At 66.1% G+C, this 22,503-nt stretch carries 22 protein-coding genes and 1 pseudogene; 8 read left to right on the top strand and 15 right to left on the bottom strand.

The features are described 5' to 3' along the window. Positions 1-6: 6 nt before the first annotated feature. Positions 7-402 (top strand): DoxX family protein, encoded by a 396-nt coding sequence (locus ACW17V_RS09600; RefSeq protein WP_492108587.1) that lies wholly within the window; start codon positions 7-9, stop codon positions 400-402. On the opposite strand, the gene ACW17V_RS09595 is transcribed toward ACW17V_RS09600, so the two are convergent. The 7 genes from ACW17V_RS09595 to ACW17V_RS09565 all read right to left on the bottom strand — a co-directional run bounded on the left by ACW17V_RS09595 (position 399) and on the right by ACW17V_RS09565 (position 8,201). Beyond that, complete coding sequence (locus ACW17V_RS09595; RefSeq protein WP_492108586.1) at positions 399-1,901, bottom strand: DUF6880 family protein; 1,503 nt, start codon at positions 1,899-1,901, stop codon at positions 399-401. The genes ACW17V_RS09600 and ACW17V_RS09595 overlap by 4 nt on opposite strands. A gap of 8 nt (positions 1,902-1,909) precedes the next feature. After that, positions 1,910-3,310, bottom strand: a complete 1,401-nt coding sequence (gene lpdA / locus ACW17V_RS09590) for a dihydrolipoyl dehydrogenase (protein WP_492108585.1) — start codon at positions 3,308-3,310, stop codon at positions 1,910-1,912. A gap of 82 nt (positions 3,311-3,392) precedes the next feature. Further along, the gene (locus tag ACW17V_RS09585) at positions 3,393-3,869 is read right to left on the bottom strand and encodes a glutathione peroxidase (protein ID WP_419317139.1); all 477 of its coding nucleotides are present in this window, start codon (positions 3,867-3,869) and stop codon (positions 3,393-3,395) included. Between the two features lie 26 nt (positions 3,870-3,895). Next, complete coding sequence (locus ACW17V_RS09580) at positions 3,896-5,188, bottom strand: pyruvate dehydrogenase complex dihydrolipoamide acetyltransferase (RefSeq protein ID WP_492108584.1); 1,293 nt, start codon at positions 5,186-5,188, stop codon at positions 3,896-3,898. 161 nt (positions 5,189-5,349) lie between these two features. Beyond that, positions 5,350-6,687, bottom strand: a complete 1,338-nt coding sequence (locus ACW17V_RS09575; protein ID WP_492108583.1) for a pyruvate dehydrogenase complex E1 component subunit beta — start codon at positions 6,685-6,687, stop codon at positions 5,350-5,352. A gap of 14 nt (positions 6,688-6,701) precedes the next feature. Then, positions 6,702-7,733, bottom strand: a complete 1,032-nt coding sequence (gene pdhA / locus ACW17V_RS09570; RefSeq protein WP_492108582.1) for a pyruvate dehydrogenase (acetyl-transferring) E1 component subunit alpha — start codon at positions 7,731-7,733, stop codon at positions 6,702-6,704. Between the two features lie 171 nt (positions 7,734-7,904). Then, positions 7,905-8,201, bottom strand: coding sequence for an FtsB family cell division protein (locus ACW17V_RS09565; RefSeq protein WP_492108581.1), 297 nt, complete (start codon positions 8,199-8,201; stop codon positions 7,905-7,907). A 338-nt stretch (positions 8,202-8,539) separates the two neighbouring features. Here ACW17V_RS09565 and ACW17V_RS09560 point away from each other — a divergent pair, with 338 nt between their 5' ends. After that, a complete protein-coding gene (locus ACW17V_RS09560) occupies positions 8,540-9,130 on the top strand; it encodes a hypothetical protein (RefSeq protein WP_492108580.1) in 591 nt (196 codons plus the stop codon). 20 nt (positions 9,131-9,150) lie between these two features. Here ACW17V_RS09560 and eno read toward each other — a convergent pair whose 3' ends face one another. After that, a complete protein-coding gene (gene eno / locus ACW17V_RS09555; RefSeq protein WP_492108579.1) occupies positions 9,151-10,431 on the bottom strand; it encodes a phosphopyruvate hydratase in 1,281 nt (426 codons plus the stop codon). Between the two features lie 112 nt (positions 10,432-10,543). Between eno and ACW17V_RS09550 the strand changes: the two genes are divergently transcribed. After that, entirely contained in the window at positions 10,544-11,314 is a 771-nt protein-coding gene (locus tag ACW17V_RS09550) for an enoyl-CoA hydratase (protein ID WP_492108578.1), read from the top strand. Between the two features lies 1 nt (position 11,315). Here the strand turns inward: ACW17V_RS09550 and ACW17V_RS09545 are convergent, their stop codons facing one another. From ACW17V_RS09545 to secG, 4 genes are all read right to left on the bottom strand, one after another. Next, positions 11,316-12,275 (bottom strand): aspartyl protease family protein, encoded by a 960-nt coding sequence (locus tag ACW17V_RS09545; RefSeq protein WP_492108577.1) that lies wholly within the window; start codon positions 12,273-12,275, stop codon positions 11,316-11,318. A gap of 115 nt (positions 12,276-12,390) precedes the next feature. After that, positions 12,391-12,573, bottom strand: a complete 183-nt coding sequence (rpmF, locus tag ACW17V_RS09540; RefSeq protein ID WP_007671126.1) for a 50S ribosomal protein L32 — start codon at positions 12,571-12,573, stop codon at positions 12,391-12,393. 115 nt (positions 12,574-12,688) lie between these two features. Further along, a complete protein-coding gene (gene pyrG, locus ACW17V_RS09535) occupies positions 12,689-14,341 on the bottom strand; it encodes a CTP synthase (protein WP_492108576.1) in 1,653 nt (550 codons plus the stop codon). 76 nt (positions 14,342-14,417) lie between these two features. Then, complete coding sequence (gene secG, locus ACW17V_RS09530) at positions 14,418-14,867, bottom strand: preprotein translocase subunit SecG (protein ID WP_492108575.1); 450 nt, start codon at positions 14,865-14,867, stop codon at positions 14,418-14,420. Positions 14,868-15,009: 142 nt separating this feature from the next. On the opposite strand from secG, the gene ACW17V_RS09525 reads away from it, so the two are divergent. Next, positions 15,010-15,525: a GNAT family N-acetyltransferase gene (locus ACW17V_RS09525; RefSeq protein WP_492108574.1), complete on the top strand. Its 516-nt coding sequence runs from the start codon at positions 15,010-15,012 to the stop codon at positions 15,523-15,525. A 520-nt stretch (positions 15,526-16,045) separates the two neighbouring features. Here the strand turns inward: ACW17V_RS09525 and ACW17V_RS09520 are convergent. Then, positions 16,046-16,185 (bottom strand): annotated as a pseudogene (locus ACW17V_RS09520) (hypothetical protein); the annotation flags it as partial. A 92-nt stretch (positions 16,186-16,277) separates the two neighbouring features. Here ACW17V_RS09520 and ACW17V_RS09515 point away from each other — a divergent pair. Next, positions 16,278-16,709, top strand: a complete 432-nt coding sequence (locus tag ACW17V_RS09515) for a hypothetical protein (RefSeq protein WP_492108573.1) — start codon at positions 16,278-16,280, stop codon at positions 16,707-16,709. A gap of 422 nt (positions 16,710-17,131) precedes the next feature. Here the strand turns inward: ACW17V_RS09515 and tpiA are convergent, their stop codons facing one another. Continuing rightward, complete coding sequence (gene tpiA / locus ACW17V_RS09510) at positions 17,132-17,893, bottom strand: triose-phosphate isomerase (protein ID WP_492108572.1); 762 nt, start codon at positions 17,891-17,893, stop codon at positions 17,132-17,134. Between the two features lie 149 nt (positions 17,894-18,042). On the opposite strand from tpiA, the gene ACW17V_RS09505 reads away from it, so the two are divergent. Together ACW17V_RS09505 and trpE are read left to right on the top strand one after the other, a co-directional pair. Further along, positions 18,043-19,998 (top strand): peptidylprolyl isomerase, encoded by a 1,956-nt coding sequence (locus ACW17V_RS09505; RefSeq protein WP_492108571.1) that lies wholly within the window; start codon positions 18,043-18,045, stop codon positions 19,996-19,998. Beyond that, a complete protein-coding gene (gene trpE, locus ACW17V_RS09500; RefSeq protein WP_492108570.1) occupies positions 19,995-21,530 on the top strand; it encodes an anthranilate synthase component I in 1,536 nt (511 codons plus the stop codon). The genes ACW17V_RS09505 and trpE overlap by 4 nt, the downstream gene beginning before the upstream one ends. 58 nt (positions 21,531-21,588) lie before the next feature. Here trpE and ACW17V_RS09495 read toward each other — a convergent pair whose 3' ends face one another. Next, positions 21,589-21,795: a hypothetical protein gene (locus ACW17V_RS09495; RefSeq protein WP_419255584.1), complete on the bottom strand. Its 207-nt coding sequence runs from the start codon at positions 21,793-21,795 to the stop codon at positions 21,589-21,591. A 111-nt stretch (positions 21,796-21,906) separates the two neighbouring features. On the opposite strand from ACW17V_RS09495, the gene ACW17V_RS09490 reads away from it, so the two are divergent. After that, entirely contained in the window at positions 21,907-22,503 is a 597-nt protein-coding gene (locus ACW17V_RS09490) for an anthranilate synthase component II (protein ID WP_492108569.1), read from the top strand.

The following is a 22,503-nucleotide window of genomic DNA, read 5'->3' as shown; positions in this document are numbered from 1 at the left end:
GGGACTTTGGACAGACTGCTGATGTGGGCGCCGCGGGTGCTCAGCGTGTTGCGTATCGTCGTCGCCCTGCTCTTCATGGAGCACGGCCTGATGAAGGTCTTCCACTTCCCGGCCGCCCAGCCTGGCGCGCCCGATCCGCTGCCGCCCATGCTGGTGGCGGCCGCCTGGCTGGAAATCATCGGCGGCGCGCTGTTGGTGCTGGGCCTCTTCACCCGCCCGGTGGCCTTCATCCTGTCGGGACAGATGGCCGTGGCCTATTTCCTCGCCCATGCGTCGCAAGGCTTCTGGCCGGCGCTGAACGGTGGCGAGGCGGCGATCCTATTCTGCTTCGTGTTCCTGAACCTGGTGTTCGCCGGGCCGGGCGAATGGAGCCTCGACGCCCAGGTCCGCAAGCGCCCCTAGAAGACTCCGCCCAGGGCTTCAAGCTCGGCGCGGAAGCCTTGCTTACGGCCATGCATGGCCCGCAGGTCGGCCATGAAGGTCTCATGGTCCGGGAACTCGCCGAAATCAGCGATGATCGGCGCCAGGCTTTCCATCTCCAGCCATTGCTGGGCGGCAGCCCTGTAGCGGCCAGCGACGCCATAGGTCAGCACGTTGCGGATCATGGCCCGCAGCAAAAGGGTCGCGGCCAGCGGATAGGCGCCTTCAAGGCGGCGCGCGGCGGCGGTCAGCAACTCTTCGTCCGCGCCGTTGATCGCGCCGTGACGGTTGATGATCAGTCGCGCCGCCGCAGCCAGATCTGGCCACTCGATCAGAAACGCCAGGGCCGCGTCGAAGCGCGGAAACTCGGCGGCGATCTTCTTGGCGTCATCCTCGGCGACCACGTCGTCAAAGTCTGGCAGGCCCTTCAGGAACGCCCTGAGCCTCGGGATCGAAAGACTCGCCTCGAACGCCGCCCAGCGCCGCCGCTGGGCCTCCTCCTGGCGGCCATTGGCCTGTAGCGCTTCGAGATAGACATCTTCCCAGGCGGCGCGCTCGACCGGATCGTCGGGCTCGGCGCGGACCGACAGCGGGCCGCGCGGCTTGACCGTCGCAGCGGCGGCCTCCAGAGCGGCCAGCGCCTCCCCCGCCTTGCCGACAGCCAGAAGACGGCGCCCGATCTCCGCGGCGATGGCGGGAAATCGCCGCTGCGTCTCGCTGAAGGTCGCGATGAAGGCCCCCACGTCGCCATTGATGTCGGCCAGGCGGCGCAAGGCGTCCCGGACCACCGACGCCCTGGCGTCATAGGCGCCGGCCGACCGCGCGGGGCGCTGGGTCAAGGCGGCCTGCAGACGCTCACCCAGCCGCGCCTGACCGGCCACGCCCAGAGATGGCGCCGAGACAGCCACCAGCGGGCCAAACACGAAATAGTCGTCGCACAGGATCAGCCGCGCCACCCGGTCGGCCAGATCGACGGGCGCGACCTTGGCGCTCGGGGCGATGTCGCCGACCGCGTCCCGCGCCTCGGCGAAAACCTCACCGATCGGCCCCTCGGGCTGACTGATGCGGTCAAAGACCGAGCCGGCCAGGTCCAGGAAATCCATCAGCAGAGTCAGGGCCGCCTTGGGATCACTCTCCGCAAGACGCTGGATCATCCGAAAGTGCAGATCCAGATCGCGCGCGAAGGCGGCGCGCTTGCGCCAGTGGATGCGCGACGTGGCCTTGGCGATGGCCGCCAGACGCTTGGAGATCTCCAGCGCCAGGCCTTCGGGACTGGCCTCAGCGAACAGCTCCAACCGCAGGGCGCGCTTGACGTAGCTGTCGACCGACAGATCCATCAGGATCACCGCCAGCCGCTCCGCGCCCAGATCGGCGAGGTTGGCCTCGGAAAGGGTGGTCTTCGACCCCTTCCTGGCCTTGGCCACAGCCTTGATCCCAGCCGGGGCCGGCTTGTCGGTCGTCGTGGCCGTCGTGCGCGCCATTCAGGCCCCTAGATGTGCAGCACCCGCCCATACGCGTCGAGCGTGGCTTCGTGCATGGCTTCCGACATGGTCGGGTGAGCGTAGACGATTCCGTGCAGGTCTTCTTCGGTCGCCTCAAGCGTGATGGCGGTGACGAAACCCTGGATCATCTCGGTCACTTCGTGGCCGATCATGTGAGCGCCGATCAGGGCGCCGGTTTTGCCATCGAACACCACCTTGACGAAGCCCTCGGTCTCGCCGGCGGCCACGGCCTTGCCGTTGACCTTGAACGGGAAGCGACCGGCCTTCACGTCGATGCCGGCCGCCTTGGCGGCGGCTTCGGTGTAGCCCACCGAGGCGACCTGCGGGTTGGCGTAGGTGCAGCCCGGGATCGGCGAATGCACGGCCGGGGTCTTGTAGCCGGCGATGAACTCGGCGGCGTGGATGCCTTCGTGGCTGGCCTTGTGAGCCAGCCAGGGCGCGCCGGCGACGTCGCCGATGGCGTAGAGGCCCGGAACGTTCGTCTCGCCGTGCTTGCCGGTGACGACATGGCCGCGATCGGTGGTCAGGCCCACCGCTTCGGTCCCTTCGGTATTGGGCACGATGCCGATGGCGACGATGCACTTCTCGGCGGTCAGCTGCTCGGCCTTGCCGCCGACCTCGACCGACACCGAGACGCCCGTGGCGGTCTTGTCGATCTTGGTGACCTTGGCGCCGATGCGGAACTTGATGCCGCGCTTCTCGAACGCCTTCTGGGCGGCCTTGGAAACCTCCGCGTCCTCGACCGGCATGATGCGGTCGACGGCCTCGACGACGGTTACCTCGGCGCCGAGGGCGCGATAGAAGCTGGCGAACTCGATACCGATCGCGCCCGAGCCGATCACGACCAGCGACTTGGGCATGGTCTTGGGGGCCAGGGCGTCGCGATAGGTCCAGACCTTGTCACCGTCCGAAACCGCGCCGATGGCGGGGATGTTCCGGGCCCGCGCGCCGCTGGCCAGGATGACATTCTTGGCCTGGATCGTGCGGCTGCCGCCGGCCTTCAGGGCCACGACGACCTTGGGAGCCGGCGTACCCTTTTCGAGCTTGGCCTCGCCCTCGATGACCTCGATCTTGTGCTTCTTCATCAGGAAGGCGATGCCGCCCGACATGGTCTTGGCCACGCCGCGCGAGCGCTCGATGATCTTTGTGAAGTCAAACGCCGGCTTCTCGACCGACAGGCCGTAGCTGTCCAGATGCGACAGCTGCTCGAAGATCTCGCCGGACTTCAGCAGGGCCTTGGTGGGGATGCAGCCCCAGTTCAGGCAGATGCCGCCCAGGTTTTCGCGCTCGACTATCGCCGTCTTCAGGCCCAGTTGGCTGGCGCGGATCGCGGCCACATAGCCGCCAGGACCGGCGCCGATGACGACGACATCGAATTCCGTGGACATGGTGTTCATACCCTAGCTTGGACGTCGCCCGAGGGGAGCCGGGCGGCCTCGATCGATCGGCCTGCAAGCCGATCCGGGAGAATTAGAGCAGCGCCTCGACCGCGACCTTGAGGTCTTCGGGCTTGGTGGTGGGAGCAAACCGCTCGACGACTTCGCCGTCGCGGCCGATCAGGAACTTGGTGAAGTTCCACTTGATGCCCTCGGTGCCCAGCACGCCCTTCTGTTCCTTCTTCAGGAACGCATAGAGCGGATGGGCCGAAGGGCCGTTGACGTCGATCTTGGCCAGCATCGGGAAGGTCACGTCATAGGTCAGCGAGCAGAAGCTGGCGATCTCCTCGGCGTTCCCGGGCTCCTGGGCCCCGAACTGGTTGCAGGGGAAGCCCAGGATGGTCAGGCCGCGATCCTTGTAGTCGCGGTAAAGCGCCTCAAGGCCTTCATACTGCGGGGTAAACCCGCACTTGCTGGCCGTGTTGACGATCAGCAGAACCTGCCCGCGATAGTCGGCCAGGCTCACGTCCTGGCCGTCCAGCGTCTTGGCCGAGTAGTCGTAGACCGACATGGCGCTCTCCCTGCTCTTTCCGGTGATCAGACGATCAGGGTCAGCGGCTCTTCGATCAGCGGCTTGAAGGCCGCCAGGAACTTGGCGCCGATCGCGCCGTCGACCACGCGGTGATCGCAGGTCAAGGTCACGGTCATCACGGTGGCCACGGCCAGCTGGCCGTTCTTGACCACCGGACGCTGCTCGCCGGCCCCCACGCTCATGATCGCGCCCTGCGGCTCGTTGATGATCGAGGCGAAGGCCTTGATGCCGAACATGCCCAAGTTGGAGACCGAGAAGGTGCCACCCTGGAATTCCTCGGGCTTCAGCTTCTTGGCCTTGGCGCGGGCCGCCAGGTCCTTCACCTCGGCCGAGATCTGGGCCAGGCCCTTGGTCTCGGCGGCGCGGACGATCGGGGTGATCAGGCCGCCGTCGATGGCCACGGCCACCGCGATGTCGGCGTGCTTGTGCATGGCGATGCCTTCGGGCGTGTACGAGGCGTTGGCCTCCGGCACGCGCTTGAGGGCCACGGCCACGGCCTTGATGATGATGTCATTGACCGACACCTTCACGCCCTGATCCGCCAGCAGGCTGTTGATCTTGCTGCGCGCCGCCAGCAGGCCGTCGATCTCGAGATCGATGGTGAGCGGGAAGTGCGGCACGTCGCGGAAGCTGTCGGTCAGGCGGCGCGCGATGGTCTTGCGCATGCCGTCCAGCGGAACCAGGTCGTAGGAGCCGGCGGGGATGCCCATCTGCTCCAGCGACAGGGCCTGACGCGGCGCAGCGGCGGCGGCGGCCGGAGCCGAAGCCGTCGCCTTGGCCGGCGCGGCGCCGCCCTTGCCGGCGGCCTCGACATCGGCCTTGACCACGCGACCATGAGGACCACTGCCCTTGACGGTCTTCAGATCCAGACCCGCGGCGGCGGCCAGGCGTCGGGCCAGCGGCGAAGCCAGCACGCGCGCGCCATCCGCGACCGGCGCGGCCGATTGTACGGTTTGTGGGGTTTGTGCAGTTTGTGCGGTCGGAACCGGCGAATTATCCGGTTTGGCGCTGTCTGGTTTATCGGGTGTCTTGGCGGGCGGCGGAGCGGCGCTTTCGCCCTCCCCGGCCAGCTTGGCGATCAGGGCGTTGACCTTGACGTTTTCGGTGCCGGCGTCGACCAGAATGGCCTCGACCACGCCTTCGTCGACGGCTTCGACTTCCATCGTCGCCTTGTCGGTTTCGATCTCGGCGATCACGTCGCCGGCCTTGATGGTGTCACCCACCTTCACATGCCATTTGGCGAGGGTGCCCTCCTCCATGGTGGGCGACAGGGCGGGCATCAGGATGTCGATCGACATTGAGCTTCTTCCTCAAGCGTTCGGGACGTTGTCGGCCGGGCCGTCGTCCGCGCGATCTCGCGCCGGGGCGAGGTGTTGTTCTTGGCCGGAATCGAAACGGCTCACATCCAACAGGTATGCAGCGATCGCCGCCATCCCGCCAGACGTGAGCCGCGTCTTCATCAGCGGTAGCAGACCTTCTTGGCGGCCGAGACGATCTTCTCGACCGACGGCAGCGAGAGGGCTTCCAGATTGGCCGCATAGGGCAGCGGCACGTCTTCCTGGTGCACGCGCAGGGGCGGCGCATCCAGGTAGTCGAAACCGTGCTCGGTGATGCGGGCGACGATCTCGGCGCCGACGCCCATCGGACCCCAGCCTTCCTCGGCCGTGACCAGACGGTTGGTCTTCTTGACGCTCTGCAGGATCGTCTCGTGATCCATCGGACGGATGGTCCGCAGGTCAACGACCTCGGCCGAGATGCCTTCCTTGGCCAGTTCGTCGGCGGCCTTCAGACAGAAGCCCACCATGCGGCTGTAGGCCACCAGGGTGACGTCCGTGCCTTCGCGGCGGACCTTGGCCTTGCCGATCGGCACGACGTAGTCCTCGACATCCGGGATGTCGAACTCGAGGCCGTACATCATCTCGTGTTCGAGGAAGACGATCGGGTTCGGGTCGCGGATGGCGGCCTTCAGAAGGCCCTTGGCGTCGGCCGCGTCATAGGGCGCGATGACCTTCAGACCGGGAACGTTGCCGTACCAGGCCGCGTAGTCCTGGCTGTGCTGGGCGCCCACGCGGGACGCGGCGCCGTTGGGGCCGCGGAACACGATCGACGACTTGATCTGGCCGCCCGACATGTAGAGCGTCTTGGCGGCCGAGTTGATGATGTGGTCGATCGCCTGCATGGCGAAGTTCCACGTCATAAACTCGACGATCGGCTTCAGGCCGGCCATCGCCGCGCCGACGCCCATGCCGGCAAAGCCGTGCTCGGTGATCGGGGTGTCGATGACGCGCTTGGCGCCAAACTCCTGCAGCAGGTCGCGGCTGACCTTGTAGGCGCCCTGGTACTGGGCGACTTCCTCGCCCATCAGGAACACGCGATCGTCGCGACGCATCTCTTCAGCCATTGCGTCGCGCAGGGCGTCGCGCACGGTGATCTTCTTCATCGGCGTGCCGGCCGGGATCTCGGGGTCGGCAAAGGTCGAGGCGGCGTTGCTGACGGCCGGCGAAACCGCCACCGGCGCCATGGCGGCCGGAGCGGCCTGGGCGGTCGGAGCCGGAGCGGTCGAAGCCGCCTCGCCTTCACCCTTGAGGCGCGCGATCAGCGTGTTGACCTTCACGTTCTCAGTGCCGCCGGGGACCAGGATGGCCTCGACGACGCCTTCATCGACGGCTTCGACTTCCATCGTCGCCTTGTCGGTTTCGATCTCGGCGATCACGTCGCCGGCCTTGACGGTGTCGCCTTCCTTGACCAGCCACTTGGCCAGCGTGCCCTCTTCCATCGTGGGCGAGAGGGCGGGCATGAGGATGTCCACGCTCACTGGGCGGCCTCCAAGTATACGTCGGTGTACAGTTCGGACGGGTCCGGCTCAGGGCTGGTGCGGGCGAATTCCGCGGCTTCGGCGACGATGCGCTTCACCTCGGCGTCGATACCCTTCAGATCGTCCTCGGTGACGCCGGCCTTGGCCAGGCGCTCCTTGATGTGGTCGATCGGATCGCGGGTCTGCTTGACCTCGTCGACCTCTTCCTTGGTGCGGTACTTGGCCGGGTCCGACATCGAGTGGCCACGATAGCGATAGGTCTTCATCTCAAGGATGTAAGGGCCCTGGCCGCTGCGCGCGTGCTCGGTGGCGCGGGCGCCGGCTTCGCGCACGGCGACGATATCCATGCCATCGACTTCCTCGCCCGGAATCCGGAACGAGACGCCGCGCTTGTGGAAAGCGGTTTCCGAGGCCGAACGCTCGACGCTGGTGCCCATGGCGTACTGGTTGTTCTCAACCACATACACGACCGGCAGCTTCCACAGCTGCGCCATGTTGAAGCTCTCGTAGACCTGGCCCTGGTTGGCGGCGCCGTCGCCGAAATAGGCGTACGAGACGTTGCCATTGCCCTTGTAGTGATTGGCCAGCGCCAGGCCGGTGCCCAGCGCGACCTGGGCGCCGACGATGCCGTGGCCGCCGTAGAAGCCGGTCTCGATGTCGAACATGTGCATCGAGCCGCCCTTGCCGCGCGACGAGCCGCCTGCGCGACCGGTCAGCTCGGCCATGACTTCCTTGGGATCCATGCCGGCGGCCAGCATGTGGCCGTGGTCACGGTAGCCCGTGATGATCTGGTCGCCCTTCTGCTGGATCGACTGCATGCCGACCGCGATGGCTTCCTGACCGATATAGAGGTGGCAGAACCCGCCGATCAGACCCATGCCGTACAATTGGCCCGCGCGCTCCTCGAAGCGACGGATCAGCAGCATGTCCTGATAGAACTTGAGAAGCTCGTCCTTGCCGACGAAAGCGTTGACACCGGTGTCACTCGCCTTGCCCTCGGAAGCTTCACCCTTGCGCGTTCGCGCCATACAACTCTCCCTGGCCTATCTTCATCGCGGCCTTCATCCCAGAGCACATCCCGCCGAGGTCGTCGTCGGTTCCGCGAAGGAAGTGCTCCTCATGTCACGCCAAGATCGCTCCCGGTTCGGATGAACCAAGAAACCATCATCAATCCGCTCCGAGGTCACGTTCCGACCGCGCTAGCGCTTGGTTCGGATCACATAATCCTTCGGGTCGGCATATCCCAGGAGAGAACGTGCGCGTTCTTCCAGAAGATCGGCCGACAGACTGCCGCTGCGTAATAGACGAGCCCGAGCCTCCAGGTCCATCCTTTCAGCGCGGATCTTCTTGAGTTCCTTCGTCTTGGCCGCGAGATCTGCATTGCGTTGAGACGTCGACAACAGCCCGCGTTCGCCGGTCAAGGCGTGAAACACGAAGTAGAAGATCAGGAAAAGGATCGCCGCGGTCGGCAGGATCGGTTGCAGTCGGGCGAACATCTGAGAATCCCGAGAAGGGATTCGCAGGGTCTCAGATCGTGCTTAACGCCTTCTGAATAAGGGCTCACGAAGTGCGCCTTTGATCTGACGGGCGCAGTCCCTCGATGCTTTCATTTGAGATGGTTTCATCGGCATCTAGATACCGCATCGCAGCGCCCTGCTCGCACCCGCGAAGGCGATAATTTCGCCGCTCTTAGCCGACCCGGCGAGGCTTATAGAAAAAATGTGAGCGCTTTGGTCAGGCGCGCACTGCGGCTCAAGCGTGATGACCATCGGCGCCCGAGAATCGCCATCTTCGACTTGCGTGTTATCGTCCACAGGTTGAAGGGGGCATTGCTGTGATCGCAAGACGAACCATGCTGCTGTCGATGATGCTGACGACCGCGACGCCCCTGGGGGTGCTGGCGGAGGAGGGTGTGGTCAAAGGGCGCAAGGGCGGCCCCAACATGATCAAGGGCGATCCCCCCAAGCTCGACTTCGGCGGCGGGCTGATCATTCCCATGAACGCGTCCATCTTCAGAACGCTCTGGGAGGGAGAGGATCGCTGGATCACCTATGGCCGCGCGCTGTCGACCCAGAAGGTGCGAGCCATGGGACAGGCCGATACCGCAGCGATCGGGTCCATGAAGCTGATGCTGCTGACCCTGGCCTTTGCCCCAGAACGACTGGAGCGGTTCGAGACCTGTGGCTGGAGGCTGAAATCCGGAAAGACCGCCGACCTCATCAAGGGCGATATCGCCCTGCCCGGCCGACCTGTTATGCCCACGGTGAACGAGGTCTCGGCGTCGATGGGGCAAGTTCCCGAGGGCGGCTCGGTGGGTGACCCGGCCTACCACGCCATCACGGGCTACATGGTGATGAAGAAGGACGCCCCCCTCTCCTACATCAAGGAAAAGGCGCAGCTTCTGTCCGAAGCCGCGCCTTCCTGAAGGTCAGGTTTTAGGGCCGATCAGCGACCCTTGAGGGCCGAGCGACCGGCATAGACCGCCTGATCGTCCAGCATCTGCTCGATGCGCAGCAACTGGTTGTACTTGGCCAGCCGGTCCGAGCGGGCCAGCGAACCGGTCTTGATCTGACCGCAGTTCAGCGCGACCGCGAGGTCGGCGATGGTCGAGTCCTCGGTCTCGCCCGAGCGGTGGCTCATCACGCTGGTGTAGCCGGCGCGGTGAGCGAGATCGACGGCGTCGATGGTTTCCGACAGCGTGCCGATCTGGTTGACCTTCACCAGGATCGAATTGGCCAGGCCCTTGTCCAGGCCCATCTGCAGGCGCTTGGGGTTGGTCACGAACAGGTCATCGCCAACCAGCTGAACCTTCTTGCCCAGGGCGTCGGTCAGAAGCTTCCAGCCCTCGAAATCGTCTTCGGACATGCCGTCCTCGATCGACAGGATCGGGAACTTGGCCGCCAAGCCCGCCAGATAGTCGACCATGCCGGCCGGATCCAGGCTCTTGCCCTCGCCTTCCAGCTCGTACTTGCCGTTCTTGAAGAACTCGGTGGCGGCGACGTCCAGACCCAGGACGAAATCATCGCCAGCCTTGTAGCCGGCCGCCTCACCCGCCTTGACGATGAACGCCAGGGCGTCTTCAGCAGAGCCGAGGTTCGGCGCGAAGCCACCTTCGTCGCCCACATTGGTGTTGTGGCCGGCGTCCTTCAAAGCCTTCTTCAGGCCATGGAAGATTTCGGCGCCCATGCGCAGGGCTTCGCTGAAGCTGGCCGCGCCGGTCGGCAGGATCATGAATTCCTGGATGTCGATCGGATTATCGGCGTGGGCTCCGCCGTTGATGATGTTCATCATCGGCAGCGGCAGCACGCGCGAATTGACGCCGCCGACGTACTTGTAGAGCGGCAGGCCAGCGGACTCGGCGGCGGCCTTGGCGGCCGCCAGCGAGACGCCCAAAATGGCGTTGGCGCCAAGACGGGCCTTGTTGGGCGTGCCGTCCAGATCGATCAGCAGATTATCGAGCCGGCGCTGGTCTTCGGCGTCAACGCCGGACAGCGCGTCGAAGATCTCGCCGTTCACCGCATCAACGGCTTGCAGAACGCCCTTGCCGAGATAGCGGCTCTTGTCGCCATCGCGCTTTTCGACGGCTTCATGCGCGCCAGTCGAGGCGCCCGATGGCACCGCCGCGCGGCCAAACGCGCCGTCTTCCAGGATCACATCGACCTCGACCGTCGGGTTGCCCCGGCTGTCCAGAATTTCGCGGGCGATGATGTCGACGATCTCGGTCATGGAAACTCCTCAAGGCGAAAGGCGCGGGAGCCTTAGCCGTCAGGGCCGCCCGGCGCAACTTGACTTCCCTTTGGAACGGCGGGTGATCATCGGTCACAAAAGGGAGAACGCCATGCTGACCGTCGAACGCAGCGGCCCGATCGCGGTCGTCACGTTGAATCGCCCCGAGGCCATGAACGCCCTGTCCAAGGCTCTGAGGTCCGCCCTGCATGCCACGATGGTCGAGATGGACGCCGATCCCGACGTCAGTGTGGTCGTCCTCACGGGCGCCGGAGAGCGCGCCTTCACGGCGGGGCTGGATCTCAAGGAGCTGGGCAGCGATCCCAGAGCCATGAGCGCCGCCAACGATCAGGGCGCGGAGTCCAATCCGGTCAAGGCCATCGAACTGTGCCGCAAACCGGTGATCGGCGCGATCAACGGCGTCGCTATCACCGGGGGCTTCGAACTCGCCCTCGCCTGCGACGTGCTGATCGCGTCGGAGAACGCCCGCTTCGCCGACACCCACGCCAGGGTCGGCATCATGCCGGGTTGGGGCTTGTCGCAGAAGCTGTCCCGCCTGATCGGGATCTATCGGGCCAAGGAGCTGTCCCTGACCGGCAATTTCCTCGACGCGGCCACGGCCGCCGACTGGGGTCTGGTCAACCGGGTCGTGCCCGCCGCCGACCTGATGCCCACGGCCATGAAGCTGGCGGCGGACATGGCATCGATCCCGGTCGAGACCCTGTCGTTCTACAAGGGCCTGATCGACGACGGCTTTGCGATGTCCTTCCGCGAAGGGCTGGAGACCGAGCACAGCCGCTCCAGCGCCCACAATCGAGACGTCACGCCGCAGGCCGTCGAAGCCCGTCGCGCCCTGGTGCAGGCCCGGGGTCGCGGCCAGTAGATCAGGCGTTCAGGATAAGGGGCTGCTGGACGCCGCCGATCCGGAACAGCACCCGACCGGCCCCGAAATCCAGCTCGACTCTGGAGAACATCTTCAGGACATCAACGCCGAGCAGCAGCGCCGGGCGGTCGTTGATGCCCCAGATGTCGAAGATGTGCAGATCGGCGAAGGCCATCGGCAGGTTGGTCATGCGCAGGTCGCCCAGCGTCAGGGACGGCGCGATACGGAACTGGCCCACAGTGATCTCGCCCGACGCCGTCAGCAGCTGGGCGGACCTGACATCGTCATAGCGCCGCCTCCGGGTCGCGATGGCCCGCGACAGCGCCATGTTGCCGATACTGACCCCGCCGCCGGAATCGATGAAGGCCAGGGCCCGCGCGCCGGCGACCCGGCAATCGGCGACGGTGAGGCGGCCGAAACGGTCGTCGGCGATGACCGAGACCTCGCGCGGCATCCGGACGAGATCGAAGGGCGACCGGCTGCGGCGCACCTCCAGCCGCCGCTTGCGGAAGTCCATGATCACGTTGCGGCCTTCCAGGATGTCGACGCCCAGCAAGCCGTCGGCGCCGACCCGCTCTGGCGGCAGCACCGGAAGATTGACGTTCGACAGCCGCGCATCGCCCACCAGCAGCTGGGCCACCTTCGCGGTCGGCGAGATCACCGAACCGCCGACGCCGTGAACGAGGACATTGGGCCCCTGCGCCAGGGCCAGTCGATTGGCCAGCGTCTGCGAGAGCACGCTGCGATCGGCGCCGCTGTCGACGATGAACTGGAACGGTCCCAGGCCATCGAGCATGACATCGACGGTCAGTCTGTCGTCAGCATCGAGCGAGGCGTCGAGGATCAGGACGGACTCGGGCGGGACGACCGGTGCGGGCGCTGGCGTCGGCTGCTGAGCCAAGGCGCCATGGGTCATGAACGATAGACCCAGTCCCGCCGTCAGAACGCGGCGTGTGACCATGGGCGGATCTCCCTAGATCCGTCTAGATAACACCGTTTTCGACGGCCATGACGAAAAACGCCGCCGGGGCGAACCCAGGCGGCGTCTTCGAACTCACAGCCTTGAAGGAGAGACCTTAGTCTTCCTTGGGGGTGAGGATCTGCTTGCCGTTGTACAGGCCCGTCTTCAGGTCGACGTGGTGCGGGCGACGCAGTTCGCCCGAGTCCTTGTCTTCCACGAAGGAATTGGCGCCCAGGGCGTGGTGCGACCGGCGCATGTTCCGGCGAGAAGGCGAAGTTTTTCTTTTGGGAACGGCCATCGAAGTGACTCTGCGCGCTGAGCGTGAAAATTAGAGACGGCGACTCAGGATAACCCAAGCCGCCGTGTGAGGGCGCGCTTATGCCTGAATCTCTCCAGACATGCAACACGCCTGTTCAGACCAGTCTGCCCTGCTCTTTCGCGGCCGCGATGAAGCTCGCGAACAGGGGATGCGGGGCGAACGGACGGCTCTTCAGCTCCGGGTGGAACTGAACGCCGATGAACCACGGATGGTCCTCGCGTTCGACGATTTCGGGCAGCACGCCGTCGGGCGAACGGCCGGTCAGCTTCAGGCCGGACTCCTCCATCCGGTGGCTGTAGCCGATATTGACCTCGTAGCGGTGCCTGTGGCGCTCGCTGATGGCCGTGTCGCCATAGATGCGGGCGACCTTGCTGCCGGGCGTCAGAACGGCGTCGAAGGCCCCCAGGCGCATGGTGCCGCCCAGGTCGTCGCCGGAGCGACGCTGGACAGTCTCATTGCCCTTGATCCACTCGGTCATGATCCCGACGACCGGACGGTCGGTGGGGCCAAATTCGCTGGATGAGGCGTCGGTGATGCCGGCCACGTTCCGAAGCGTCTCGATGACGGCCATCTGCATGCCGAAACAGATGCCGAAATACGGCACCTTGCGTTCGCGGGCGAACTGGGCGGCGCGAATTTTGCCTTCCGCGCCCCGTTCGCCGAAGCCGCCGGGCACCATGATGGCGTGAGCATTTTCCAGGCGAACCGCGGCCGCGCCGGGGTCGCCCTCGAAAGTCTCGCTCTCGACCCAGTCGAGATTGACCTTCACCCTGTTGGCCAGGCCGCCGTGATGCAGCGCCTCGATCAGCGACTTATAGGCGTCCTTCAGGACGGTATATTTGCCGACCACGGCGATGGTCACTTCGCCGTCGGGATGGTTGACCGTCTCTTCGATCGCTTCCCAGCGGCTCAGGTCCGGCTTGGGCGCGTCGTGCATGCCGAACACGTCCAGCACCTCGGCGTCCAGGCCTTCCTTGTGATAGTCGATCGGCACCGCATAGATCGACGAGCTATCCATCGCCTGGATCACGGCGCTGGGCCGCACGTTGCAGAACTGCGCGATCTTGCGCTTTTCCTCGACCGGGATGTCCTGCTCGCAGCGGCACAGCAGGATGTCGGGCTGGATGCCGATCGAGCGCAGTTCCTTGACCGAGTGCTGGGTCGGCTTGGTCTTCATCTCGCCGGCCGTCTTGATGAACGGCAGCAGGGTCAGGTGGACGTAGCAGCTCTGGCCGCGCGGCAGGTCCTGGCGCAGCTGGCGGATGGCCTCGAAGAACGGCAGACCCTCGATGTCGCCGACGGTGCCGCCGATCTCGACCAGCACGAAGTCGACCGGCTTTTCGCCCGTCTCGTCCATGGCCGGCGACAGCACGAACTGCTTGATCTCGTTGGTGACGTGCGGAATCACCTGGACGGTCGCGCCCAGATAGTCGCCGCGACGCTCCTTCTCGATGATCGTCTTGTAGATCTGGCCGGTGGTGATGTTGTCGGCCTTGGTCGCCGAAACGCCGGTGAAGCGCTCGTAGTGGCCAAGGTCGAGGTCCGTCTCGGCGCCGTCGTCGGTCACGAAGACCTCGCCGTGCTGATACGGGCTCATCGTGCCGGGATCGACGTTGAGATAAGGGTCGAGCTTACGAAGGCGGACCTTGTAGCCACGAGCCTGGAGAAGCGCTCCGAGCGCTGCGGAGGCGAGGCCTTTTCCAAGCGAGGAAACCACGCCGCCGGTGATGAAGATGTACCGGGTCATGGGCGCTCAGATTACTCGCGATTCGGCGATCGCGTCGAAAAGACCGACGTTCATCAACAGCTTTCGCTGCAAACGCTTACTGGGCCGGGGTTTGGGCCGGCACCGGAACGGGCGCGGAAGGCTGCGCGGGGGCCGGTTGCGAGGTCAGCGGCTGGTTGATGCTGGGGGTCGGGGCCTGGATCGCTCCCGGTTGGGCGGTCCCGGGGGCCTGGCCGACGGGAGCTTGCGGCGTGATCGGCGCGTTCAGCGTCTTGGTGTCCAGGCTGTCGATGTTCAGGCGATCCACGGCCGAGGCGCCGCCCATGCGGCCCGTCAGAATGGTCAGAACCAGGCTGATGGTCAGGAAGATCGAGAACAGGATCCAGGTGATGCGGGTCAGCAGGTCGCCGGCGCCGCGCGCCGTCATGAAGCCGGTGTTGCCGCCGCCCATGCCCAGGGCGCCCCCTTCGGAGCGCTGCATGAGGACCACGCCGATCAGGCCGAGGCAGACGACGATGTTGATGGCGAGCAGGATGCCGATGAGCATGAGTAAACTGATCTCGATCCGGGCGACGGAGACGTCCGTCGTGAAAAACGAAGCGGCCCCTCTACCACTAGCGGCGCGCGCACGCCATAGCTGGGAAGGAAGCCTGCCAACTCAAGACCTCAGCGCGAAGCCAAAACCCTAGATGATCCTCGAAACCGAGCGACTGACCCTGGCGCCCCTGACCTCGTCGGATGCGCCGCATGTCTATCCGTTCCTCAGCGATCCCGAAGTCATGGCGCACCTGGACCAGGCGCCGATCGAGGATCCTGACGAGGTTGCCGCCTGCGTCATCGCCCAGGTGGCGGACATGGAGCAGGGCAAGGCCCACTACTGGACCGTCCGCCACTCGGAAACCGGCGCCTTTCTGGGCGCCTGCGAACTGGTCGATGTCGATCCGCGGCATCATCGGGCCGAGCTTCGGTTCATCGTCCGTCGCGAGGGTTGGGGCCAGGGCTATGGCCTTGAGGCCGTCCGCGCCCTGCTGACCCACGCCGCGTCCACAGGCCTCAAGCGCCTGAGCGCACGCACCCATCTGGGCGACACCCGCGCCGAACGGTTGCTGGAGCGACTGGGCTTCGAGGCCGAAGGCAGACTCAAGGGGCATGTGCATCGCGATGGCGAGCGGCGGGATTGCCGACTGTTCGGGTTGTTGCTGTAGGCGCACGCTGCCGCGGCTTCACGCGACGGCTCGCTGAAGGGATGGAAAGGGTCGCGGAGCGTCCGGACCACGTCCGGATGAGAAATAGAAAATACCGTTTCGACGAAGCCGAGCGCTCCGCGTCATCGTTATCCGTCAGCGTCCCGTCAGGTGGCCCTGTTCAGGCCTTACCGGGAGCCCGTTCTCCACGTTTCCGCGAGGAACCGGCGGTCGAGGCGGGCGAGCCAATCTAATGACTAATGTACACACCCGTCTGCCCTCATCCACGCCAACGGCGGGCGGGCCTGGCCAGCAACCAGGTCCCGGACCGGTCGAGTATCCCCCTCGACCCCAGTCCCGCTCGATCACCCCCCGCCGCCGCAATGGTCGCTGGCCTTGCGCCCTTTCCTCGCGACGAGGTGAGAGCATTATGCGGGAGGTTTCGGCGCGTCTGATTGGCGCGATCGATTATTTTTTAGTGCGTTGATTGAGCTGAACTTTGCTTTCGAAAGAACGGGGATATGGCGCCGCCAATCCCCACACCTCCCGTCATTCCCGCCCTTGTGGCGGGAACCCCTGCTTCAGCTGACACGTGAGGCGCCAGCGAAGTGCGCGCGCACTTCGCCCCTCCCGCACCTGCAACGGACAGAGGGGTTCCCGCCACAAGGGCGGGAATGACGGTGTTTAATTGCAGAGGCGTCCGCTTTTGGGCGGGAAGCCAAAGCGTGCTTTCGACCCATTGCGGACCTTGGCCGCTCCGCTACGGTCGAGCGATGAGCACCGCATACGATAAGCTGCTGGAAGACGTCTGCGTCCGCCTCGGGTTCTGCGGGTCCGTGGTCGATAACCAGCCACTGCACGTCGATCAGTTCATCCCTCAAACCGGCCCCCTGACCGATCAGGACTTCGCCGACGCCCTATTCAAGGCGGAAGGATGGGACCCGGATAGTTCAGAGGCTCGAAAGTTCGGTCCCAGCGTGCGCGATGCCTTCGTTCGACATATGGGCGGGTCGGAGATCGACTCCAGCTTGGCTGCCCGAATGGTCACGGAAGAAGACCTTCGTCTCGACCGGGAGCATGTGGCGCACCTGCTCTACGAGTGCCGCGATGGCCGCCATCCCGCCACGCAAGAAAAAGAGGCGGACCTTCTGCGCGAGTTGGCGGAGCTGGATGCGAAAATCGCTCGCGTGAGCAGCCAAGCCTAAGGTCAGTTTCCCACCCTAGTCGGACCTTGAAAGCGCCCGCGACCCGGCCCAAACCTTGTGTCTCGGAGGGTGCATGAAGTTTCTCGAGCTGCAAAATGTCGGTCTAATCGCCTTCACTGGCCTAGCAGCTGTCGGCTTTGCAGGCGCTGCGCTAACCCGCGTCAGGCTCGCGATGCATAGCCATCGTTCTGGCAATCGGACGGAGCTAATCCGCTCGTCCGCCGTGGCGCTCGTCATGTCGCTATTCACCGCACTCGCAGCCTACACAACGATAGCTCGCATTGTAGTTTCTCTCGGCGCGAACCGCTGAACGTCCGCAACCCACCCCAAACCGACCCCGGGCATGTCCGCTTCCGGAGCGCGCTGCGCCAGCCCCGGACGGTTTGTGCGGGCAGGCGCCGCAAAGGCCTGCGCCTGATGTCCTAAGCCGCCGCGATGATCGCCAGAAAGTCAGCAGCCTTCAGCGACGCCCCGCCGACCAGCGCCCCGCCGACCTCGGCCGCGCGCAGGATCTCCACCGCGTTGTCGGGCTTGACCGAACCGCCATACAGGATCGGCGGCGCCTTGCCGGCTTCACCGAACATCGAGACCAGCTGGGCCCGGATCGCCGCATGCATCTCTTCGATGTCGGCGACCGTGGCGGTGCGACCGGTGCCGATGGCCCAGATCGGCTCGTAAGCCACCGAGAAGGCCTGGCCCGCCAGAACGGCCGGCAGTGATTCGCGCACCTGGGCCGTCACGACCTCGAGCGCCGAGCCGGCTTCGCGTTGCGCCAGGCTTTCGCCGACGCAGATGATCGGCTCCAGCCCCGCCGCCAGGGCGGTCTCGACCTTGGCGGCCACCAGGGCGCTGGTCTCGCCATGATCGTCGCGGCGTTCGGAGTGGCCCAGGATCACCAGCGCGGCGCCGGCGTCGACCAGCATGGCCGCGGCGATATCGCCGGTATGGGCGCCGCTGGTCTTTACATGGCAGTCCTGTCCGCCGGTCAGCACGCTGGAGCCTTCCAGCGCCTGGCTCAGGCGATCCAGCAGGGTCGCCGGCGGGCAGATCGCCACGCGGGCGGCCGCCGGCGCGGCGTCCAGGCCGGCGACGATCGCGCGAGCCTCGTCCAGGGCCTGGGCGAGGCCGTTCATCTTCCAGTTGCCGGCGATCAACGGCCGGGGCGTCAGGCTCGAAAGGGTCATAATGGGGTGTTGAGCTTGCGGTCCTTCGGGAAGTCAAGGCCGCCGTGGCTTGCCCCCCCACCATAGGCTCAACTATACCCGCTGCTCGCGTCCGCCGCGTCGCCTTCAGGGCCGCGCGGAGACGTCACGTCAGGAAGGTCTTCGCAAGTATGCTCGCCGGTTTCCGCACCTTCGCCAAATCGCCCTTCGCGGTGATCCTTTTCGGCCTGCTGATCCTCAGCTTCGCTGTGTTCGGGATCAGCGACGTGTTCAACGGACCGCGCCTGTCGGGCGTCGTCGCCGCCGGATCGCGTTCCGTCTCGGCGGCGGACTTCAAGACCCGCTACGAGAACTACCGCAAGGAAACCGAGCGTCGCTCGGGCGAGAGCCTGACGCCCGACCAGGCCGTCGAGCGCGGCGTCGACCGCCAGATCCTGCAGGAAGTGGCGCTGCAGGAATCGATGTCCGAGGTGATCCGCAAGTTCGGCATCCTCCCGTCGGACAAGCTGATCGGCAACGTCGTGCGCGAGCAGATGAGCAACCTGCATCCCAACCAGCGCCCGTTCGACCCGATCACCGGCAAGTTCGATCCGAAGATGTATGAGGCCCTGCTGCGCGAAAACGGCATGACGCCCGACAGCTATCAGGCCTCGCTCAGCGACGAGATCGCCCAGACCCACGTCTTCACCGGCGTCGCCAATGGCCTGCATGCGCCGCGCATCTATGGCGCCCTGCAGGCGGCCTATGGCCTGGAAAGCCGCGACCTGGCGGCCTTCGCGATCAATCCGGCCACCGTCGAGCGTCCGGCCGATCCGACCGACGCCCAGCTGAACGCCTTCATGAAGCAGAACGCCGAGCGCCTGACGCGCCCCGAGACCCGCGTCCTGTCGATCATGCGCGTCAGCGCCCAGGCGCTGGAGCCGTCGGTGACCATCAATCCCGCCGACGTGCAGAAGACCTTCGATTTCCGCAAGGACACCCTGGCGACCCCGGAGACCCGCTCGCTGGTCCAGATCGTCGCCCCCGACGCCAAGGCCGCCGCCGTCATCGCCCAGCGCCTGGCCAAGGGCGACCAGCCGGCCGTGGTGGCCAGCGCCTATGGCCAGCAACCGGTGATCATCAACGACAAGCCCAAGTCCGCCCTGCCCGACCGCAAGGTCGCCGACGCCGCCTTCAGCCTGGCCGCCGGCCAGGTCAGCGCGCCGATCACCGGCAGCCTGGGCATCTCGGTGGTCAAGGTGACCAAGGTCACCCCCGGCGCCGGCGCCAGCCTGGACAGCGTTCGCCCGCAGATCGAGGCCGAACTCCGGGTCCAGGGCGCGCAGGCCAAGGCCTATGACCAGACCCAGACCTATCAGGACGCCCACGACGCCGGGTCCGACCTGATCGCCGCCGCCACCAAGGCCGGCGCCATGGTGATGACCACCTCGCCGATCACCGCCCAGGGAACGGACCAGACCGGCCAGCCGATCCCCGGCCTGACCCCCGACATGCTCAAGACCGCCTTTGACCTCAGCTCGGGCGGCGAGAGCGAACTGGTCGAACTGGGCAAGGGCGAATATTACGCCGTCAAGGTGGAGAAGGTGATCCCGGCCGCCCTGCCCGCCCTGGCCGATGTCCGTCCGCAACTGGCCCAGGCGTGGCTGCAGAACGAGATGACCACGCGCCTGCAGGCCAAGGCCGAGGCCTTCGCCGCCCGCGTCAAGAAGGGCGAGTCGATGGAAGTCGTCGCGGCCGCCGCCGGTTCAAAGGTCCAGCGCGTGCCGGGCATCAGCCGCGAAAACGCCCAGCAGCATCAGGGCCTTGGCCGTGACCTCCTGCTGGCCACGTTCAACGCCAAGCCGGGCGAGGTGTTCAGCTCGCGGGCCGGTCAGATGGCCTTCGTGGTCGCCAAGCTGGAAACCGTTCGCCCCGGCAAGATCGCCGACATGGCCCGCATCACCCAGATGATGCGTCCGCAGGTCGATCAGGGCCTGATGCGCGACCTGGGCGAAGCCGCCCGTCTGGGCGCCCAGGCCAGCCTGAAGACCAAGACCAACCTGACCCTGGCCCGCCAGACCATCGGCGTCGACACCGACGCCCTGGCCAAGGCGGAAGCTGCCAAGACCGGTGCGACCAAGAAATGAGCCTTGAGCCCGCCTTCGACGCCTTCGCCCAGACCTATGACGCCGGTCAGCCCCAGGTCGTCTGGACCCGGCTGATCGACGATCTCGAGACCCCGGTCTCGGCCTATCTGAAGATCGGACAGGGCAAGCCCTACGCCTTCCTGTTCGAAAGCGTCGAGGGCGGCGCCTGGCGCGGCCGCTATTCGATCGTGGCGATGAAGCCGGACTTCGTCTGGCGCTGTCGCGGCGACCAGGCCGAGGTCGCCGAGGGCGACGCCATCGCCCGCGGCGACTTCACGCCCCAGGCCGGCGGCGCGCTGGACAGCCTGCGCGACCTGATCGCCCGCTCGCGCATCGAGCTGCCCAAGGGCCTGCCGCCCATGGCCGCCGGCGTGTTCGGCGCCCTGGGCTATGACATGGTGCGGCTGGCCGAGCGTCTGCCCGACATCAACGAGGACACCACCGGCCTGCCGGACGGGATCATGACCCGGCCCTCGATCGTGTCCGTGTTCGACGCCATCGCCCAGGAGATCATCCTGGTGACGACCGTGCGTCCGGTCGCCGGTGTCTCGGCGCAGGACGCCCACCACGCCGCGCGGGCCCGCATCGAGACGGTGATGGCCGACCTGCGTCGTCCCCTGGCCCACGACGCGCCCCGCACGGGCCACGCGCCGATCGAGTTCACCACGCCCGTCAGCCGCGAGGACTATGCGGTCGTGGTCGAGAAGGCCAAGGAGTACATCCGGGCCGGCGATATCTTCCAGGTGGTGCCCAGCCACCGCTTCCGGGCGCCGTTCGACCTGGATCCGTTCGCGCTGTACCGCTCGCTGCGCCGGACCAACCCGTCACCGTTCCTGTATTTCCTGAACCTGGACGGCTGCCATCTGGTGGGCTCCAGCCCCGAGATCCTGGTGCGGCTGCGCGACGGCAAGATCACCATCCGCCCGATCGCCGGCACCCGTCCCCGCGGCGCGACTCCGGAAGAGGATCTGGCGCTGGAAGCCGAGCTGCTGGCCGATCCCAAGGAGCGCGCCGAGCACCTGATGCTGCTGGACCTGGGCCGCAACGATGTGGGCCGCGTCTCGATGCTGAAGGAGCCGGGCAAGAACGAGCCCGCCAAGCCGCACCAGGGTCCGCGCGTCAAGGTCACCGAGAGCTTCAAGGTCGAGCGCTACAGCCACGTCATGCACATCGTCTCCAATGTCGAGGGCGTCGCGCCCGAGGGCGTGGATCCTGTCGACGTGCTGATGGCCGCCCTGCCCGCCGGCACGCTTTCCGGCGCGCCCAAGGTGCGGGCCATGGAGATCATCGACGAGCTGGAGATCGAGAAGCGCGGCCTCGGCTATGCCGGCGCGGTCGGCTATATCGGCGCCGACGGCTCGGTGGACACCTGCATCGTGCTGCGCACGGCGCTGGTCAAGGACGGCATGATGTACGTGCAGGCCGGCGGGGGCGTGGTCGCCGACAGCGATCCCGACGCTGAATATGACGAGACCCTGCACAAGTCCCGCGCCCTCAAGCGCGCGGCCGAAGAGGCCTGGCGTTTCGCCTGACGGCAAGCGTGACAGCCGAAAGTGGATGCCGGTTTCGGCGCCTGTCACGCGCCAAGTATCAGTACCCGAGGCGGTCGGCCGGCAGATGCTGAGTGACCGCCGGCGGGGCCAGCACCATCACGGTGGCGAAGCTGAGCGCGCAGAAGGCCGCGAAGGCCGCCGCCGCCAGGACGGGCGCCATCTTCTGGCGACGCTCCCGAGGCCGCAGCAGGGCGCGGGCATAGGCGATGGCGACCGGATCGAGGGCGGAATCAGACGAGACCATGGATCAACCATGCCCCACGCCAAGCGATCTGTAATCGCCTTAAGCCTTTCTCGCGCTCAAATGCCGCAAACCCCCTCCCACTCCGGCCCTGCCCGTTCTAGAAGCTAGATCATGATCCTGGTCATCGATAACTACGACAGCTTCACCTACAATCTCGTCCACTACCTGAACGAGCTTGGGGCCGAGACGCTGGTCCATCGCAACGACGACCTGACGGTGCAGCAGGCCCTGGCCCTGCGCCCGTCCGCGATCCTGCTGTCGCCCGGCCCCAAGGCCCCAGACCAGGCCGGCATCTGCCTGCCCCTGCTGCGCGGCGCGCCGGAAGACATGCCGATCCTGGGCGTGTGCCTGGGCCATCAGGCCATCGGCCAGGCCTATGGCGGCGAAGTGATCCGCGCCAAGGAAGTGATGCACGGCAAGACCAGCCCCATCCGCCACGCCGACAAGGGCATCTTCAAGGGCCTGCCCAACCCCTTCACCGCCACCCGCTATCACAGCCTGGCCATCCGCCGCGAAGACCTGCCGCCCGAGCTGGAGGTCACCGCCTGGACCGATGACGGCGAGATCATGGGCGTGCAGCACAAGACCCGCCCGGTGCACGGCGTGCAGTTCCACCCCGAGTCGATCGCCACCGAGGGCGGCCACCAGATGCTGGCCAACTTCATCGACCTGGCCGGCGTGAAACGCGACGCGGCGATCTGGGTCTAG

Source organism: Caulobacter sp. FV2ye17ST, assembly GCF_058680955.1.
This window is presented reverse-complemented; position numbering and strand designations above follow the sequence as displayed.

What these genes read in the sequence shown, in the direction of transcription:
- rpmF (WP_007671126.1), bottom strand. Translation starts at nt 12,573, where the DNA reads ATGGCCGTTCCCAAAAGAAAAACTTCGCCTTCTCGCCGGAACATGCGC.
- pdhA (WP_492108582.1), bottom strand. Translation starts at nt 7,733, where the DNA reads ATGGCGCGAACGCGCAAGGGTGAAGCTTCCGAGGGCAAGGCGAGTGAC.
- eno (WP_492108579.1), bottom strand. Translation starts at nt 10,431, where the DNA reads ATGACCGAGATCGTCGACATCATCGCCCGCGAAATTCTGGACAGCCGG.
- tpiA (WP_492108572.1), bottom strand. Translation starts at nt 17,893, where the DNA reads ATGACCCTTTCGAGCCTGACGCCCCGGCCGTTGATCGCCGGCAACTGG.
- ACW17V_RS09595 (WP_492108586.1), bottom strand. Translation starts at nt 1,901, where the DNA reads ATGGCGCGCACGACGGCCACGACGACCGACAAGCCGGCCCCGGCTGGG.
- ACW17V_RS09550 (WP_492108578.1), top strand. Translation starts at nt 10,544, where the DNA reads ATGCTGACCGTCGAACGCAGCGGCCCGATCGCGGTCGTCACGTTGAAT.
- pyrG (WP_492108576.1), bottom strand. Translation starts at nt 14,341, where the DNA reads ATGACCCGGTACATCTTCATCACCGGCGGCGTGGTTTCCTCGCTTGGA.
- lpdA (WP_492108585.1), bottom strand. Translation starts at nt 3,310, where the DNA reads ATGTCCACGGAATTCGATGTCGTCGTCATCGGCGCCGGTCCTGGCGGC.
- ACW17V_RS09585 (WP_419317139.1), bottom strand. Translation starts at nt 3,869, where the DNA reads ATGTCGGTCTACGACTACTCGGCCAAGACGCTGGACGGCCAGGACGTG.
- ACW17V_RS09495 (WP_419255584.1), bottom strand. Translation starts at nt 21,795, where the DNA reads ATGGTCTCGTCTGATTCCGCCCTCGATCCGGTCGCCATCGCCTATGCC.
- ACW17V_RS09515 (WP_492108573.1), top strand. Translation starts at nt 16,278, where the DNA reads ATGAGCACCGCATACGATAAGCTGCTGGAAGACGTCTGCGTCCGCCTC.
- secG (WP_492108575.1), bottom strand. Translation starts at nt 14,867, where the DNA reads ATGCTCATCGGCATCCTGCTCGCCATCAACATCGTCGTCTGCCTCGGC.
- ACW17V_RS09490 (WP_492108569.1), top strand. Translation starts at nt 21,907, where the DNA reads ATGATCCTGGTCATCGATAACTACGACAGCTTCACCTACAATCTCGTC.
- ACW17V_RS09580 (WP_492108584.1), bottom strand. Translation starts at nt 5,188, where the DNA reads ATGTCGATCGACATCCTGATGCCCGCCCTGTCGCCCACCATGGAGGAG.
- ACW17V_RS09525 (WP_492108574.1), top strand. Translation starts at nt 15,010, where the DNA reads ATGATCCTCGAAACCGAGCGACTGACCCTGGCGCCCCTGACCTCGTCG.
- ACW17V_RS09545 (WP_492108577.1), bottom strand. Translation starts at nt 12,275, where the DNA reads ATGGTCACACGCCGCGTTCTGACGGCGGGACTGGGTCTATCGTTCATG.
- trpE (WP_492108570.1), top strand. Translation starts at nt 19,995, where the DNA reads ATGAGCCTTGAGCCCGCCTTCGACGCCTTCGCCCAGACCTATGACGCC.
- ACW17V_RS09575 (WP_492108583.1), bottom strand. Translation starts at nt 6,687, where the DNA reads ATGCCCGCCCTCTCGCCCACGATGGAAGAGGGCACGCTGGCCAAGTGG.
- ACW17V_RS09565 (WP_492108581.1), bottom strand. Translation starts at nt 8,201, where the DNA reads ATGTTCGCCCGACTGCAACCGATCCTGCCGACCGCGGCGATCCTTTTC.
- ACW17V_RS09505 (WP_492108571.1), top strand. Translation starts at nt 18,043, where the DNA reads ATGCTCGCCGGTTTCCGCACCTTCGCCAAATCGCCCTTCGCGGTGATC.